Genomic DNA, 17,781 nt, shown 5'->3' with positions numbered 1-17,781 from the left:
TGTAAATACTCATCCTGAACTCTAAATAGAGATAGGTTTGTTTCCAAAAAACAATTTGCCGCTTCCTGCAACCAGAAACAACATCGCTAAAGTTGCGACGAACACTCCAACATAGCTTTTATAATATAAACAGAGAACTTCTGTCAGAAAAAGGGCCCAGAAAAGGAGGATACATACTAAATCCAACCCTTCCAAATGCTTTAACTTATAAATCATTATTAACAAAAGTCCAGTCGTCACCATCATGGAAAGTGTCGTAGCTAAAGCGATACCTGACACCCCAAAATGCGGCATAAACGCAAGATTCAAAATTACATTTAAACAAAGTCCAGATAGAGAAGTAACTATTATCAAGGCATTGTGGCGGCTCGCGACCGCAAATTTCAATAACAAAACGTTACAGGCAAAAAATGGGAGTTGTATCACGCCAAATTTCACTACTCGTGAAACCAATGAAGCCTCCTCTCGACCAAAAGCACCTCCTTCAAAAGCGAAATGCACAATATTATCCGACATCAAATAAAGCCCTAGAGCCACTGGAATAGCAAACAGGTTAATGAGAAACAAAAAAAAGGATAGTTCATGACGCATTTCACTCAGCCGGCGTTGAGCCATGAAACCAGAAAAATATGGCAACATCACCGTAGTCAAACCCGTACCAATAACGCCAGTAACAAACAACACCACCTTATTTCCCAAATTTAACGCTGCAACACTACCAGTATCCAAACTTGATGCCATAACATTATCTATTAAGATTGCTGCATTAATAAATAATGCAGATGCAACAAGTACTGTAAATTGCGGCAATACTGCATACACAGACTTCAAATGCTTAGGCCAGCGTGGATAAAATGTAATTCCTTGGCCTCTAAGGGAAATAATTACTAATCCTAAATTGATTATTTGCCCAAAAAGCATACCTGCAGCCACAACTATGACACCAAACTGATGGCCAAACAATATCAATACAATAACTGCCAGGACAGGTACCACAAGTTGTAACAATGCGGGCTGAGAAAGCTTTCCAGAAGCATTTAATAAAGAATTACCCAATATTGTCATCCCACTAAAGAACAATATTGGCAATGCAAACAACATTATTCTGGAAACGTGGTTTATTTTTTCCTGTTCAAAACTCCATCCCATTAACGGAAGCAGAATAGGCATCAACAAATAGATACCAAGGCATAACAATGCCAAAAATGCATTGACCGCAAAAGAAAGCTCAGCGACCGTATCCGCTAAAGCTACAGACATCTTTTCCTTTAATTCCATAAAAAACGGTATAACGGCGGCTCCAAATGGCACGCAAAGAACATTAACAAAGAACATTGGCAACATCATTGCGATAAAAAATATATCGAGTTCGTTACCCAAACCAAACCATCTGGCCATCAAAACGTCACGAACAAACAAGCCTAAAAAAGAAACCATTGTCAAGATTGACACCATAAAACCTGCAGTTGTTATTGATCTCCTTGAAAGAGCATCATTTTTACTCAAGGATTGATCATTAACTTCAAACTCTGTGTCTTCTTTGTCAATTTGTTTTTCATTTTCATATTTTTTTCTTTTCATAAAAAAATATGTCCAACCCAAAGCACCTACCACTATGAAAACAAATAAATATGGGAATCGAATGCGGTATAAGGTGCCTACGTTTGGAGTAACAAAACCATAAATAGCTAAAAATACTGTGGCAAAAACAAGCGAAAGTATAATTTTAGGTGTAGGACGATAGTATAGTGCTAGCAAGACCCCTGGAATAATCAAATACCAAATGGCTGTTTCCATAACCCCAACCAGTTTCATTGCGCTAATATTTTGAACCCAAGTGGTTGGAAAAGGCGCTAACAATGAAATTTCTAAACTTCGTGGCATATACGCTAAAACTGACAGAAAACTATTGGGCGATCGATCGCTATCTATCTGAGATCTTGCTGAAGCACCTTTACATATAGAAAAGGCTCTCACTCGTGCAGCAGCTTCCAAATAATGTTCAAACTTCTCAGGCAAATATTCATTAGCATGCCACTGCCATTTTTTAAGTTCCGGGCAACTCTCATACATGTTTGCAACTATCTCGCTGTCATTTTCTACATTAATTGAAGCAGATGAAGGAAGCAGTTTTATGGAAATCACCGAACTAATAACTACTAGTGCAAACACTACAATTGCAAAAGCTGCATGACTATATTGTCGTTCCAGCTTCTTTGTGAAAATTGAAAAAAACAGCATTCCTACAACAAACCCCATAATGGCAATCATGAGCAAATTTAAAATGTATGGCCTGACAAAATCTATCAAAAGGATACCTAAAAGGCTTCCCAGTGCCAGTCTAATGGCATCCTTTAATTTCCCGGGTTGGTCTATATACCAGACCCAAGAATATAATACGAGTAATATACCAAGTATTGCATACCCATCTTTGTGTAGTTGACCATACCAATTGAGGGCAGATGGAAACGTAATAAACAAACAGGCTGCAATCACACCTGCAACATTGCCTACATTACCTTCCCATAGCCTCCGGGTAATAAGATAAATCAGCACTCCCCCGCTCGCGTGTACGGCTGCATTGATCGGTATAATTAACGATGGGTCATTTCCAAATAGCACATATAATGCTGCAAGCAGCCCAACATTCCCCATAGCTCCAGGTGGAGCTGGCCATAGCTTCCAACTTCCCCAGCCATGCTGATTAATAGCATCTGCAAGTGTTACGGCTACCGAATGAAAATATGCAGCATCATTTGTCATCAAACCTTTTCCAGCATGTAGCGACGGAATTAAAGGTAAGATTAATTTTTGAAATATCAATGCCATAAAAGTGGCATAACAGAAAAAAACAATCCACAATAATATTGAGGGCTGAATACCAAACTTATGGATATGTGTTTTAGTATTAACTTGATTTTGATCAAGCATCCACTTTTTCCCGAAATTCACTGCTGATTGTTATATTACAATTTGATAAATTGGAAAGAGGATTCACGGCTACTATTTTTAGCACTTTTACAATCCACCAAACAACTTAACGTATGCTTTAGGCAGTCTAGAAATCCAGATTAATCGCAACAAAGTGAACAAGTATGATACAGAATCCAACTTTGACAGATTACTATCAATTAATTCTGCCAATTGAGGATCATTGCTAGCTTCATAACGCGCCATTTGCTTTAATAAATAGAATGCCCATACGCTAGCCGCCCATTTTGAATTACTCAAAGTCACGCATTCGCGGCTGAAGTGTTTTAGCAATACTTTAACTTCCCAGTTAGAAATATTTAAATAATTCTTCGATAATCCGCTCTGATTAAAATAATAACGGTACAGTGGCAAGCGAATATTATTAATCTGTATACCCTCTTTAGCAAAACGCAACCAAAGATCGAAGTCTTCACACGAACGCAGGTCACTATCATACCCGCCCATTCGCTCTAGCAAGCATTTATAAACCATCAGTGAAGCTCCGGTCAGGGCATTTCGATAGATCATCCATCTCGAACCCCGGAAGAGCTTGGCATTTGCCTGCTCATAATGACACCACTGTCCAGGCAGACGTCCGATAGCAACCCGCTCAACATTGCATGCGACTACACAATTTTTCCCAACAAATGGATATTGCAATTCTAATTTCTGCGGGTGCAACTCATCATCCGCATCAAGAAATGTAACAATTTCACCGCCTGCAATGGAAACTCCTTTGTTTCTTGTAGCCGCCAACCCAATATTGACAGGGTTTTTAAAGTAAACAACATCCTTGTAGGCTTTTAAAACCTTCTCAATTTCTTCAGTCTCTGGGGAACAATCATTAATAACAATAATTTCATAGGCAGGCATCGTTTGGGCATATGCCGACTCAATTGCCCGGCCTAACGTTGCGGAATCCCGATAACAAGGAATGATTAAACTAATGCGATGCATAAGAAAAGGAGTTGGGGGTTTGAGACACGACTACCTACCGGTTAAGCGAAAATAAATATACTTCGCATATTGATGCAAAATCGATCTCAGTATTAATAAGCTGTTAATTCCCAGCTTTTCCCCTAAGCCCTTTATCGCACGAACATTTTTTAATGCTATATTGGCAAGTCCTGATGAAATATTATTATGAAACCTGTATTTGATTAAAGCCTCATCCACATAGGCCAATTTCGAGATATAGGCAATTCTTAGCCACATCTCGTAATCCTCTACAGCGACTAATTCTATGTTCTCATCTATAAGGCCAGTTTCTTCAAAAATTACTTTTCTGACTAGAACGCTTGAACTGGGAATGCAGTTTTCCCATAGCAAATGACGAAAATGTTCACTAAATACCCTTTTTCTAGCCAGCCGAGTATGTATAACATCGTTTTCTCGAAATGAATAACCATTGGTATAACAGAGTCCAATATCGACATTGTTCTCCATAACATCTATTTGGCGCTGAAGCTTTTCTGGCATCCAAAGATCATCATCATCACAGAAAGCCAGGTATTTACCTTTGGCATGCCTAATCCCCAAATTGCGATTTACAGCGATCACCCCATTATTGGGGTTTCTGAAGTATCTTATTCTGGAGTCATCAAGATGTGAAGCATAGTCCTCTGTTCCATCAATGGACATGTTATCAACAATAATAATCTCGAAATCTTGAAGCGTCTGAGACAGAATTGACCCGATTGTCTCGCGCAGCAGCCCTACCCGATTATAGGTAGGAATGACGACAGAAACCAAAGGTGCTTCGTTAATCAAACAAAATCCCCTTGAGATCGATCACTCGAAGTCACCTAGCTCCGCCAAAATACTGATTACACAAACGGAGGGTCGCATCGACTTCCTCATCAAAATTGCCACTTAATTTGAAACCAGTTGAAAGCAATTTATCCATTCGGTAAGTTAACCCAATATCCTTTTCACTGAAATTGGGCTGAGGTCTTGTGATAGGTGGAACATACCCGAGCACTTCACCACAGCGCTCAGCAATATGGGTTGCTAAATCAATTATACGCATTGAGTTTGCGCCGCCAAGATTGAACAAACCATTACCACACGCTGATTTAGAAAGACCCATCAAATGCAGCACAGCCCTGCCTACGTCTGTCATAGTGACAAAATCACGCCATTGCAAACCACTCGAACGTAATGTCAGTTCTTTATTTTGAACGGCTTGGCGACAAAGATCATTTCCAATCAAGGTCCATCGGTTTACCTCAGGGTGAGTTGGAGCGCCCAGCCCATTTGAAAGCCTTACCACAATACCCGTTAAATCACCACAATCATGAGCGGCCAAAACAAAGTCTTCAGCAACTCTGTGAGTGATCGCATACGGATGAATTGGCCTAGGCAAAAGCTCTTCATCAATATCTCCCACTAATGGCGCACCGTATACGTGGGCAGTTGAAAAATAAATAAATCGTTCCACTCCAGCGCTTATTGCGGCTTGTAGCAGTCTAAGCGTACCCAACCCATTTACCTGAAGCGCTTGCTGAGGATACTGTGCACAATCAATCTCGTTCATAGCTGCAAAATGCACTATACAGTTGACACCACTGCATGCCTTTTGCAAATCTTCATCACTGAACAAATCCAAAGCCACCATCTCACCACGCGCCAGCCAAACCGGACGATGAATGGGAGGGGTACGACTTGCCATGCGAAGCGTTCCACTGTTTTTTTCAGCCAATGTTTGGGCGATGCGCCCACCCACATACCCCATAGCCCCGGTTAAAAGAACAGTTCCACTCATCGGTGCTTGATTGCCCAGTCATATGGAATAGCCGGATCAAAAGGATCACGACGATCAATTTCGTCCGGTGAATGGGGAATGCTGGCACAATTTGCTACAATGGCCATCTCCATTCCGATGCCCTTGAATCCGTTCCACACCATGGGGGGCACAGTCACTAAACAATAATTGTCCGACCCCATAAAAATCTCCTGCACTTCACCACGAGTTGGACTTTCTGGTCGATCGTCGTAAAGCACGAATTTAATATGCCCGTGTGGCACAGCATAATTAAGAGTCATTTCCTTGTGAATATGCCAACCCTTTATAGCCTCAGGGTATACGCAGGAAAAATAAATCTCACCAAACTGCTGAAAGGCTGGATCGCCAACCTTGAACATATGCATGACCTTGCCTCGCTCATCAAGCATCTGCCGTAGGGGGGAAATAATTACACCATCAATCATTTTAGCTCCGGAAAATAATCTCGCAATTGTTGGCGGGTAACCATAGCAACCTCAGCACCATCCATCACCGCCTTATACCAGTCAGCAGTTGCTTCCAGCGTTTTTTCTACGTTCCAGCGTGGTTTCCAACCAAGCAATCGGTGCGCCTTGTCACAATTAAGTTGCAGTAAATTTGCTTCATGCAATTTTACCTCGCTGGGTTCAATAACGACACTTCCACGCCCGATACGACTTACAATTTGCTCCGCCACTTGTAACACGGTCCGCACTTCACTGGAAGGTGGGCCAAAGTTCCAGGCACTTGAATAAGTCAATGGTTGCTCCCGCAAGCGCATTGCAAGCAACAGATAACCGGCAAGTGGCTCTAGGACATGCTGCCATGGCCGAGTAGCCTTGGGGTTGCGCAACACAACTGGCTTACCCAAACCAATAGCGCGGATACAATCTGGCACAATCCGATCCAATGCCCAATCGCCACCTCCGATCACATTGCCGGCCCGTGCCGTTGCGGCACCTAATTCAGGACGATGGGCAAAAAAGGAGCGCGCATAGGCCGAGAAGGCAATTTCTGCTGCGGCTTTCGAGGCACTATAAGGATCGTACCCTCCCAATCGGTCATTCTCCCGATACCCCCACACCCATTCCAGGTTTTCGTAGCATTTGTCAGAGGTAATATAAACCAGAGAACGAACTGATTCACACTGGCGCACAGCTTCCAGCAGATTCACTGAACCCATCACATTTGTCTCAAATGTTGCTTTTGGATCCGTATAGGATGGCCTCACCAAAGCTTGAGCAGCCAAATGAAATACGAACTCAGGCTGGAAACCAGCCATAGTTTCCGTGAGCTTCGTCCCATCGCGCACATCACCTTCGACGTGTCGAATTGACTTGTCCAACGCCAAGACTACAAAATGACTCTCCTTTTGTTCTGCGGGGAGCGCATACCCCAATACTTCCGCACCGATCTCGTTGAGCAGGAAAGCCAACCATGAGCCTTTAAAACCGGTATGTCCGGTTACCATCACGCGGCGACCGGCAAAAACAGACAGGAACTCCGTAGCCATCATTTCACCCACGGCGCTTTTCCCTGCTCATATAGCGCGTTAAGCAATTGATACTCACGACTTGTGTCCATTGGTTGCCAAAAACCATCATGCTCAAACACCATCAACTCACCATCAGCCACCAGTTTACGCATGGGCTCCTGCTCAAACACCAGATCTTCAGCATCATCCAGATAATCAAACAATTTAGGCGTTGCAACAAAGTATCCGCCGGAAATCCTCCCTCCTGTTGCCTGGGGTTTTTCGTTAAACTCTACCACCTGCCCCATATCGCTGACCAACTCTCCAAATCGGCCTGGTGGACGCACTCCAGATACCGTCAGTGTTTTTCCATGCGAACGGTGGAAAGCCAGTAAAGCCTCAACGTCAATATCTCCCACACCATCGCCGTAAGTCAGCATAAAATCTTCATCACCAACATATTTCCGAATTCGCGCGATACGCGCTCCAGTCATTGCTTCCATACCCGTATCGGCTAGCGTTACTCGCCAATCAGATTCATCATGATCAGTATGAAATTCAATTTTCTCTCGCTTGCCTAGTTCTATTGTGAAGTCCTTGGTGTGAGCCTCATAATTCAGAAAAAAATCCTTGATCACCTGACTTTTATAGCCAAGACATAACACAAAATCCTGATGCCCAAAGCTTGCGTAATATTTCATGATGTGCCACAAAATTGGATAGCGCCCAATTGGAATCATTGGCTTGGGAATATTATCTGCAACGTCTCGAATCCGAGTTCCGTAGCCGCCACACAGAATCACGACTTTCATAAGCATGTCACCTTAAGTATTATTCAAAATCGACTAGCTTCCTGCTATGCTTCTGCAGAAATCCCTAGTAGATTCGCATATTCAGAAACTTGGCGTGAGAGTTGAAATTCAGCCATAAACCTCAGCCGTGCTGCCGCCCCTGCCAATATCAAAATTTCCTTCCTTTCCAGCAAGTGCCGAAAAATCTGGGCCAATTCTTCAGAACCGGAGCTACACAGCAGCCAACCGGTCTCTCCTTCAACCACGAGTTCAGGCACGCCGCCAACCCGAGTCGATACCACCGCCCGTCCCGCACGCATTGCCTCGATCAAACACATTGGCAAACCCTCGACTTTTGAGGTCAACACTACCACATCACAAGCGGTGTAAAAAGGATCAACATTCTTAACGAATCCAGAAAATCGAATTTGATTTGAAACCCCCAACCTCTCGGCCAAAGCCTCCAGTTCTGCTTGGAAGCCAAGCTCCACTTCCTTTCCCACCAGCAACAACTCAATGGATCTAATACCATTCTGCTTTAACATCCCTAAAGCACTTATTGAGAGGGCTTGATTTTTATTGCTATCCAGATAGCCCACCTGCAACACACGAAGAATTGGCCCAACCGCGGGCGGAGGGGGTGTTGGGAAGCTATCATTGAGGCCGTTGTAAATCACCATCGGTACTTGGCGAATGTCGCGCACATCAGTCAGCGATCGTGCCACGGCATTTGATACAGCCACAACCGTAGCCGATCTATCCACGAGACGATCCAGCAACCACTCAAATGGTCTTACCAGAATCCGGGGTGATTGCGCCATACTATGTACCACATGTATAACACGACAATTGCGCAACCAACCCGCAGCAACTGTTGCAACACGACAAGTGTCCCCACCCGGATAACCTCCGTTATTTACCCAGACGGCACATGGGGCTAACGCTCTTAATCGAAAAAAAAGAAGAACAGTAAGAAACATCAGCCATGGATAACGTAAACTCAACGTTAAAAATTGTCGCCAAAGGCGCCCCCAACTGGTACCCGCCTGCCGGGACCAATTAGCCCATTCAGCAATATTTGGCCAAGCATAATAGTGCAGGCCCACTCCTGGGGGCAATGGCTTAGCAAGCAACACCGAAGTATCACTACGCGCATTCACGAAGACCTCTATCGGTCTTCGCTTAACGAGATATGGCAGAAGAGACGCCACAACCTGATCGGCGCCGCCCGCAACATAGCTTTCAAGGAAAACAATCAGCGGACGTTGCATGCTCATCAATTTTACGCAGAATACGTGCTGGAACTCCCGCTGCCACATGAAAATCCGGAACATCTCTCGTTACTACCGCGTTAGCCCCAATTACACAATGCCGGCCAATCCGAACATTTGGCAAGATCGACGCACCAATACCAATCCACGTTCCATCACCAATAAATACAGGCCCAGGGGAAACCATTGGCTGATCAGCAATCTGCAAATCAAGTCGTTGGAATCCGTGCATGGCATCCCCTATAAACACACGATCCGAAATCAAAACCCTTTCGCCCAACTCAACCCGCTGCATACATGCAAGTGTGGCAAAACGCCCAATATAAGTGCCTGCACCAATTTTAAGTATAGGCGCGCTGTCTGCCAATTTGGGTGGAATAATACTGATCCAGCATTGGTCATTAAGGTAGACACCATCACCAATCCAAACATATTCTGGATATTCAATGTGGATGCCCGTACTGAAGCGTACACCTCGCCCACACCAACCCATTCGCGATCGATAATCCAGATTTCGTGCTGCATTGTGACAGAGCGCCGGAATTTCGAGAAGCTTTGCCAACCACCCCCACGCCGTCATTCCTTGCATTTTTTCCCCACAAAAAGCAAATTGGGGCTGAACCACGCTGTTTCACATCCTCTTCGCCCAAACAGCAATCGAAACCCTATATTAATACCTCGCTGAACCAAGTGCATACCCCGCAAGACTTTATTCATAAACAGCGCCGATGACTCGGCAGTGAACAACCAGAAAGTAAAGGTACCAAGGTAGTTACAGCGCAGTGTATCGACACTAGAAGGATCAAACAGTGTGCGAAAATGATTAATTCGCATAATATCAAGGTTATGTAATGGCAGCTCTTTCCGGTTGAACAACCAAGTCCAAGCCCAGTAAATACCGCGCAAATTAGGAATCAATACAATCAGCAGACCACCCTGTTTAAGAAGTGAGAGATGTGCATCTAACACATTTTTCGGATCGCTGAAATGTTCAATGAAGCCCCGTGAAATAACCACATCGAATTTTCCACGGTATGCAGCCTGAAAATCAGACGAAAATACATCAGCTTCAATCACCCCTTCTGGATTGTAGCCATGCTCAGAAAATGTCAAACGGTTAGCCGCAGTTCCAGCCGCGGTATATTCAACACCAAAGGGAACCACACTAAATTTGTCGGCCAACTTCACCATAAAGTTTCCCGGTGCACTTCCGATCTCGATCGCGCTCTTGCCCTTTGCATCCCCAAAATAGGAAGGCAAAATAACGTCCCAAAGGAGATAATCGTCATACGGCTCCGAATAAGTAATCAAAGATTGCCCCAACAAACGTCGCAACCATTCCTTACTACGCCGAGATGCAGGTGGCGGAGATATTGCCGGCGCACCTGAGTTCTTCGCATAAACTCGCTCCCAGTAATCCTTATCTGTTAGTCGCATAGTCCCATTATTTCCTGCGTGCCAATATGAAAAGCGAACCTTGTACCAGCCATGGCGCCAAGCTGCATAGCCAACGGCGAATCCATGCCGACAATTTCAACTCTACATAGCGCAACCGGTGTTGCAATTGAATCTTATAGGCAGGATGATCTGTCGTGAGAAGATGCATCGCGAAATGAGAAAAGCGCGTTCCCAACAACTGATGGTGAACGCGGACAAAGGCTTTGGCAGCGCCCGGAGTAAAAAAATGTACATGCCCTAATGATTTTGTTTGCAAAGCGTAATAACGTCCCCGCATATACAGATTGCGGAGTACATCAAACAGGTTTTGCTCTATAGGAATGTTATACAAGATGTATTTCGCTCTACGATTCAGCGCCTCTGAAAACAGGTGGTGCTCTGGAACATGCTCAATCACATCAATAACCAGTGCAAGATCAAAATCTTGATTTCCAAGTTGTTCCATGCCACCTAACCTGGTTTCAGTAATATACGGATTATGAGCGCGCTGCAGAGCCAGCATTTCCTCAGAAAGGTCTAGCGCCCAGCACTCTACGGTATAACCATGCTGGTGAAACCATTCGCACACAAGCCACCCCAATATTCCTGCACCGCCCCCTACATCTAATATACGAATCAATCCCTTAGGCCACTCGATCGTCTCTAGCAAAGATTCGAGATAGGTCATCTTGTAAGCGCTGTCTTCCTGATGAAGTGACGGATTATGCTCTATGTAGGTTCCATCGCTGTAGATGCTGGCTGGATTCATTCTTATTGAGCGCTTAACTTGGGATTGGGAATGGACATAAAATCGCACCAACATTCAGCCAGCGCCTTATCGTCCCTGATAATATCTGGAGCCATTTATTTTAGGATTGAATCAAATCGCATGACTTTTCTTCGTCCGCTCCATCCTCTGCTTACGTAAACCGCCACTTCAGGATTTAGATTTCCTAAATAGGTATTCAATTTCCTCCCTTTCCATACCGAACAACCATGGAAGCAACCATAACACCAACGTAACAGAAATACCGTAAACCAAGAATGTAAGCATAACCGAAATAATCAGGTCGGTCATATTACCAGTCCCATCTGAGTTCCACAACAATCCCACAAACATCTTAGCCAAATAACCCAATCCAACCATTAACGGAATGCCAATCACCTGATACAACCAATCGAACTTCCATCCGCTGTATCGCGCTATAACCAATGCCTGAATATTTACGGCGACTATGCTCAATAACACAGTTTTTGACGCGATACCGACAGCCCCCATCCCTAGACCAGGAACCAACGCCCCAGCAGCCGGGGCAAGCATCAGGTAAGAAAAAGGAACAGAAACTAACATTATCATCATGCTCACAACCATATATTTATGTGTATGCCCACCAGCCAAAAGCATAGTTCCACCAATTTGCCCCATCGATTGATGTATTGGGTAAAGCAACATAATCGCTAGTACTGGCCAAGCCTGCACATACGACGGTCCTAAGAAAACCGTCACAATCTGCTCTGCCCATGGAAGCAATAATCCGGTAATAATTGCCCCCAACATAACAAGCCCTCTACTTACCTTATGGTAGAGCATAGTGACCCTAGCGTGGTCGTGCTTTGCAAGCGCATTGGAAATTTCCTTCCAAAAGATACTCAAAATTGAAGTTGTTGCTAAAAGGCTGACAGTTGAAAACTGGCTCGCGATCTGGAAATAACCTTGCTGTGTCGACCCTCCGAATTTTTGAAGCATCCATTTGTCAGCGAAATCGTACAAAAAGCTAACCAGAGAAAGCGCGATCAGGGGCTTGCAATACACCCAATATTCCTGAAATATTTGTTTGAGAGTTGCGTCTTTTTCAACGAACCCAGCTTGATCTTCTCTGAAAAACTGGTAGGCCAATAGCGTAGCGAGTACATATTGGACAATCATTAAAAACAGGATGTTTTCTATCGACATACTCTCCAGAATCAACAATAATGAAACCATCGCCAAATAGAATATTGCAATGAAAAGGTTCAGCAATTGCACCTTTACAGTTTTCCGCATGCTTTCACCGATCTGACTAACCGTCTGCCAGACTTGTTGTTGCATGAAAGCCGCCAAGAGGGTAATTAAAACAATTTCTCGGTTATGCCCTAGCCAAACTCTTGCAAAAATATTATCAGGGATAATCAATGCAACGAACAACAGCGTTATTACAAATTGCAATACCAACCAAGTAAAATAGAATGAATAGAATCTGGGTCCTTGGACATGCCGGGACATGAAGGTGTAAAACGCACTTGAACTTCCCATATCCAGCAACGACCGAATGGCGACAAAACTACCCAAAAGGAACATTAAATCGCCATATCCAGATGGATTCAAACCACGCGCAATAAGCAATCCGGAAGCGAAACCGATCATGCCTCGGATACTATTGGAACCAACGGACACCAAGAATCTGGTTTTTACTGACCTAGAATGAAGCATGGCTTGATAACTATCCGACGCGATTAACCTTGAGTCCAGGCATCGCTTCTAACCTTTTGAATTCAGCGACCCACAATTCAATAGCATCAGGAGAATTCCGGGCAAACCGCTCACAAAACATCTCAACAATATTCTGCCGTTCTGAATCATTCCACCAAGTTTCAACGTCATCATAAATTTGATTGAGGGCCTCCCCAGCACTTTCCGGCGTATCAAAAAGAATCCCGCCTTTTCGAAGTAAATCAAAATAAGACTGAGCCTCAGGCCTCAACTCATTAGTTTGGGAGTTCCAAAACAGGATAGTTGGCTTATTTGCCGCGAGAGCCTCGGCAAATGTCGTTGAGAAATGATCGCATACATATAGCCGACAATTACCGAGGCTCTCCAGAAAAGACACCGTCGATGTTTCAATTTTAATATCTGGAAAGGTATCAATCAGTCGCTGAGCAATATCCCAACCATAATCTTCATCCAGAAGCCGCACCCGAACTTCGGCTCTGGCATTTTGCGACAATACGTTAGCGAAGCGCCTTTGCCATGAAAGGTATTCATTAAAATACTTTGGCAATAATGGAAACTGCACCAAATATCTTGGTAAAGCTGTACCTGCCCATAAAATACCAAACTGCTGATTATTCGCTCCAATTTTTTCCCTACCTGCTAATTTAGTAGCTGAGAATGGAATTACCCTGGACATGCAATCTGCTCGTTCCCACCCCCAAGAAAAATAATAATCCGTTATTGCCGTTTCGTGATTCTCACTGACCATCATTGCCAGCCCCCCATAACTTCCACCATGCTGAGCTCCCAATAACAAAGCGCCCTTATCAGCAGATGTTGCTGCCCAATGTTTGAATGGCTCATCGTAATACCAGCTATTTGCACTAAATATCGCTTTCACTTTTTTGGGATAAATCGTGTCGGCCGACTCTTTGTTCCCCTTAAATCCTTCTAAATAACAATGCGGCACGTCCGAAAACAGCATACTCGATAAGCAGCATTCAAATTCATCCTTTCCAAGCGGAATCACCTTCAATTTTTCTCGAATAGCTTTGTCGCACGAAACTGAAGACCAATTCTTCTTAATAGCTCGAAATGGCAATACTTTCCCGTAACTCTTAAATAGCAACTGAAATTCTGCATGTCTAGAAAAATATGGACTTACTAGTAAGGTGGGGTGCCAGATATTGGCAAACAAATCTAAACATACTTTTAATGCTCTACTAAATATTCTTGACTTCAGTGAGCTAGATTGCATTTTTGTATACAACGTGTTGGAGTTAATTTGCACTTTCTTTCTTGGAAACGCTCGTCCCAAAGCAGACAACAGTTTTGTATAAATCTGGAGGTTGAAAGAATCTTCTAAAAGGTAACAAATAAAATCGAGCGTATCATGAGGGGTAACAAATGACTCCTCCGATAATCCGATAGTGGTGCACTTCGGGTGCTTTTCCATTGCGCTCTTTAAATGTATATACCTATCGTATACTGTTGACAAATAGTAATGAAGCCAAGGTCCAACAACTATCCTCCAATAGTGATTGCTATAATTTACCTCATGAATCGAATTTAACGCGTCTCCAAGCAAAGGCAATATTTTTTCATACAGCCGATTGATATAATCATAAGCCTCCTTGGTCTGCTCATGCTCACGAAAAGGGCTTTCCATAAGCTTACCGTCAACTTTTTCCCAAAATGCGTGTTGTTTATAGCGTAAACACCACTCGCCCAGAAAAATAATTGGCTTCGTTGTATCCCAAAACTCTGCTAACGCTGTCGTAACAAGAAAAACCTCTTCATTTCCATTCGCATGAATATTATTCATTTAGCCCAACAGCTCCCACCTAAACATGCATCATTTCTTCTTGGTTGATCCGTGGATCTTCGAAGCTATCACCCCGTGCTCCATCCTCAGCAACGGAATCTCGCGTAAAACGGGATAAGCTAATCCAGACTGTTCACCGACAAAAACATCCCCCAGATCACTCATCGGGATATGCGTAAGTGGGCAACGCCAAGCTGGGGCGCCCCCCACCGCTTTGATGATTTCACTCTTTTCAATAAGAACCAACCCACTTGGGTTGAGAGGGTTATTTATGTGGTCGAGCAAGCGATAGTCAGTAACATTCGCCCCCAGACGCTCGGCAGTTTCTTTAAGACTTTGCACATAGCCATGATGGCGCATACGAGATTGCGCCGCCATGTTGGCCAGTTCGTAAATTGGTTCGATCAGAACCACTGCGCGACGAGCGACACGCATCAGTTCGCGAATCGCTTCCTCTTCTCGTCCGCCATTGGGTTCAAGCGAGTGCGAGGTGTAAATAACATCCACGCTTCCATCTTCTAATGGGATTTCAAACAAATCCGCCACAAACAGTCGTGCATTGACTTCTTTTTCTAACAGCCATCCGAGACCTTCGGCACAACGTGACCAACTGATATCAAACCCCAAAGCATGCTGAGGAATGGTTCGTAAGTGCCGCAGAACACCCGTAAGTGTGGTGGCTTCACCACAGCCAACTTCTAACATTGAACTTTGATCTGTAATAAACGGATCTAAAATTCCTGCTAACTGCGCACACCAGAGCGCATTCGCCTCCGGATTTGCTCGCGCTTCCGAAATGTAAGAGCCGGCTTGAAGATCGTAAGCAAGCAGCGTAGAAACAAGCGAGTTCCCCCCAGCACCCGCAGTCTGACGTGCGAATTCCATAGCATTCTCACCTCGTGCATAGGCAGCACGCATCCCTAAGATTAAATTGCGTAGTTCTGCAGTGTCAGAGCGTAGTGAAAAGTCTTGTTTCTTATCCAATTATGGCCTCATTAAATGAAATAATCTTACGCAAGCAACCCCCATCCCAAAGCCTCCCCACGTTTAACATTTTGTTTTACAGTCATACCTAGAACCTGTTCCAGATATTTTGGTGGCAAACCCAAACCGGGTCGAATTGCCCGGACATTATCACGCGTGAGGACATCGCCTGCCGCAAGATCCTTAACAACATACAAAGAGCGACGAAACTGTATAGATTTCTTTTCAGCTTCTGTAGGCCCGTAGCTGACCTGCCCAAGCGCCTGCCAAGCGCGTTCTGTTTCCACTACGAGCTGTGCCATTTCCGCAGGTTCCATGGAAAAGGTGCTATCCACCCCCCCATCGGCACGATTGAGCGTAAAGTGCTTTTCGATGACAGTGGCACCTAACGCAACGCTTGCCACCGATACCCCTATACCCATGGTGTGATCAGACAGCCCCACTTCACAACCGAACAGTTCGCGCAGATGCGGAATAGTAAGAATATTCGTATTCTCGGCAGTAGCCGGGTAAGTGCTAGTACATTTTAACAAAATCAGATCCTGACAACCGGCCTCACGTGCAGCCCGAACTGTTTCATCAAGCTCTGCCACGGTAGCCATGCCAGTTGAAATGATTAGCGGTTTACCCGTTGCTGCCACGCGGCGAATCAGAGGCAAATCGGTATTCTCAAAGGACGCAATTTTGTAGAATGGCACATCCAGGCTTTCGAGAAAGTCTACCGCCGTGTCATCAAACGGCGTGCTGAAAGCCATAATCCCGAGTTCACGCGCCCGGTCAAATATAGCTTTGTGCCATTCCCACGGCGTGTAGGCCTGGCCATACAGCTTATAGAGCGAAGTGCCTGCCCACAGGCTCTTAGGATCGCTGATATGGAATTCACGCTCGTCCAGATCAATCGTCATGGTATCGGGCGTATAAGTCTGAATTTTCAGCGCATGAGCACCGGTCTTGGCTGCGGCTTCGACAATTTCCAATGCGCGTTCCAGCGACTGGTTATGGTTACCGGACATTTCAGCAATAACAAAAGGTTTGCTCTGCTGCCCGATCTCAAAATTACCTATCTTGATCATTAGTTATCTCTTTCTTTGACGTTGTCGACCAGCGTAACCCGTACATCCGCCATTATCTGGCCGACTTTCTGTGATGCCCTGGTAAATTCAAACTTGAAAGGCCCAATATTCAAAAATGCGTTAGGATAACCCTCCGCATCCAGCATGCGGATCTGGTCAAACATCTGTTCCAGTGATTGCGCTGTGGCTAAATCACCGTCTTCCGGTCTTCTCCGCTTGAATACTGTGGGCTCCCCCTCTTGCGGCTTTGGTTCAGGTAGTTTTTGCAGTATCTCTGCGATCATATCTTCGATGACACTGGATGCACGTATAAAAATCTCTTCTGCCGAGCCATAAAGGCTGAATAGCCTCTTCAGGTAAATTGACCCTGCATCCATTTCTTCCACGCAACGAAGTGCTGAAATCTTGGTTTCATAGATGCCGCGTGCAATCAGATTTTGCAACGGACTTCCCCCTCTGCCAAAGGGCAAATCCGTCATATGAAATATCACACACTCGAACTGCTCATAAATACCTGAATCAATATGATGCGACCAATGCGGGAAAAATATAAATTCAGGATTAATGGGGGCCAATTTCTCTACTGTCAGCTCTCCCGGAGTAGTAATCAACCTGAAATCTCGTCCGGTCAAAGCACCCAGTCGCTCAACCATATCCTGGTTCCACGCCCGACTTGTCGCTATGACACAGCATCGTTTAAGTTGATTGTTGCTCATCGT

16 protein-coding genes are annotated in these 17,781 nt (G+C 44.5%); all 16 read right to left on the bottom strand.

Annotated elements, in window-relative coordinates:
- Positions 1 to 21: 21 nt before the first annotated feature.
- The gene (gene murJ, locus EDC63_RS11905; protein WP_124945454.1) at positions 22 to 2,931 is read right to left on the bottom strand and encodes a murein biosynthesis integral membrane protein MurJ; all 2,910 of its coding nucleotides are present in this window, start codon (positions 2,929 to 2,931) and stop codon (positions 22 to 24) included.
- A gap of 87 nt (positions 2,932 to 3,018) precedes the next feature.
- Positions 3,019 to 3,930: a glycosyltransferase family 2 protein gene (locus EDC63_RS11900; RefSeq protein WP_124945453.1), complete on the bottom strand. Its 912-nt coding sequence runs from the start codon at positions 3,928 to 3,930 to the stop codon at positions 3,019 to 3,021.
- Between the two features lie 30 nt (positions 3,931 to 3,960).
- Complete coding sequence (locus EDC63_RS11895; RefSeq protein WP_165922992.1) at positions 3,961 to 4,743, bottom strand: glycosyltransferase family 2 protein; 783 nt, start codon at positions 4,741 to 4,743, stop codon at positions 3,961 to 3,963.
- Positions 4,744 to 4,774: 31 nt separating this feature from the next.
- On the bottom strand, positions 4,775 to 5,737 hold the full coding sequence (locus EDC63_RS11890; protein ID WP_124945451.1) for an NAD-dependent epimerase/dehydratase family protein: 963 nt from the start codon (positions 5,735 to 5,737) through the stop codon (positions 4,775 to 4,777).
- Complete coding sequence (locus tag EDC63_RS11885; RefSeq protein WP_124945450.1) at positions 5,734 to 6,183, bottom strand: dTDP-4-dehydrorhamnose 3,5-epimerase family protein; 450 nt, start codon at positions 6,181 to 6,183, stop codon at positions 5,734 to 5,736. The genes EDC63_RS11890 and EDC63_RS11885 overlap by 4 nt, the downstream gene beginning before the upstream one ends.
- The gene (rfbG, locus tag EDC63_RS11880) at positions 6,180 to 7,253 is read right to left on the bottom strand and encodes a CDP-glucose 4,6-dehydratase (protein WP_223248187.1); all 1,074 of its coding nucleotides are present in this window, start codon (positions 7,251 to 7,253) and stop codon (positions 6,180 to 6,182) included. Before rfbG ends, EDC63_RS11885 begins: the two co-directional genes overlap by 4 nt.
- Positions 7,250 to 8,023, bottom strand: coding sequence for a glucose-1-phosphate cytidylyltransferase (gene rfbF, locus EDC63_RS11875; RefSeq protein WP_124945449.1), 774 nt, complete (start codon positions 8,021 to 8,023; stop codon positions 7,250 to 7,252). Before rfbF ends, rfbG begins: the two co-directional genes overlap by 4 nt.
- 44 nt (positions 8,024 to 8,067) lie before the next feature.
- Complete coding sequence (locus EDC63_RS11870; RefSeq protein WP_165922991.1) at positions 8,068 to 9,273, bottom strand: glycosyltransferase; 1,206 nt, start codon at positions 9,271 to 9,273, stop codon at positions 8,068 to 8,070.
- Positions 9,245 to 9,862 carry an acyltransferase gene (locus tag EDC63_RS19090; protein WP_124945447.1) on the bottom strand — a complete coding sequence of 206 codons (618 nt, stop codon included), beginning with the start codon at positions 9,860 to 9,862 and terminating at the stop codon, positions 9,245 to 9,247. The genes EDC63_RS11870 and EDC63_RS19090 overlap by 29 nt, the downstream gene beginning before the upstream one ends.
- The gene (locus EDC63_RS11860; protein ID WP_132920936.1) at positions 9,850 to 10,710 is read right to left on the bottom strand and encodes a class I SAM-dependent methyltransferase; all 861 of its coding nucleotides are present in this window, start codon (positions 10,708 to 10,710) and stop codon (positions 9,850 to 9,852) included. The genes EDC63_RS19090 and EDC63_RS11860 overlap by 13 nt, the downstream gene beginning before the upstream one ends.
- A gap of 7 nt (positions 10,711 to 10,717) precedes the next feature.
- Positions 10,718 to 11,479, bottom strand: a complete 762-nt coding sequence (locus EDC63_RS11855; protein WP_165922990.1) for a class I SAM-dependent methyltransferase — start codon at positions 11,477 to 11,479, stop codon at positions 10,718 to 10,720.
- Positions 11,480 to 11,647: 168 nt separating this feature from the next.
- A complete protein-coding gene (locus EDC63_RS11850; RefSeq protein ID WP_165922989.1) occupies positions 11,648 to 13,075 on the bottom strand; it encodes a lipopolysaccharide biosynthesis protein in 1,428 nt (475 codons plus the stop codon).
- A gap of 115 nt (positions 13,076 to 13,190) precedes the next feature.
- Positions 13,191 to 15,005: an LIC12162 family transferase gene (locus tag EDC63_RS11845; RefSeq protein WP_124945444.1), complete on the bottom strand. Its 1,815-nt coding sequence runs from the start codon at positions 15,003 to 15,005 to the stop codon at positions 13,191 to 13,193.
- Positions 15,006 to 15,035: 30 nt separating this feature from the next.
- Entirely contained in the window at positions 15,036 to 15,989 is a 954-nt protein-coding gene (locus tag EDC63_RS11840) for a class I SAM-dependent methyltransferase (protein WP_124945443.1), read from the bottom strand.
- Positions 15,990 to 16,015: 26 nt separating this feature from the next.
- A complete protein-coding gene (gene pseI, locus EDC63_RS11835) occupies positions 16,016 to 17,062 on the bottom strand; it encodes a pseudaminic acid synthase (protein WP_124945442.1) in 1,047 nt (348 codons plus the stop codon).
- Positions 17,062 to 17,778: a methionyl-tRNA formyltransferase gene (locus EDC63_RS11830; protein ID WP_223248180.1), complete on the bottom strand. Its 717-nt coding sequence runs from the start codon at positions 17,776 to 17,778 to the stop codon at positions 17,062 to 17,064. Before EDC63_RS11830 ends, pseI begins: the two co-directional genes overlap by 1 nt.
- Between the last annotated feature and the right edge of the window lie 3 nt (positions 17,779 to 17,781).

This window comes from Sulfurirhabdus autotrophica, assembly GCF_004346685.1.
GTDB classification, from domain to species: domain Bacteria; phylum Pseudomonadota; class Gammaproteobacteria; order Burkholderiales; family SMCO01; genus Sulfurirhabdus; species Sulfurirhabdus autotrophica.
Note: the sequence above shows the minus strand (reverse complement) of the source record. Positions and strands in the feature narration are given on the sequence as shown.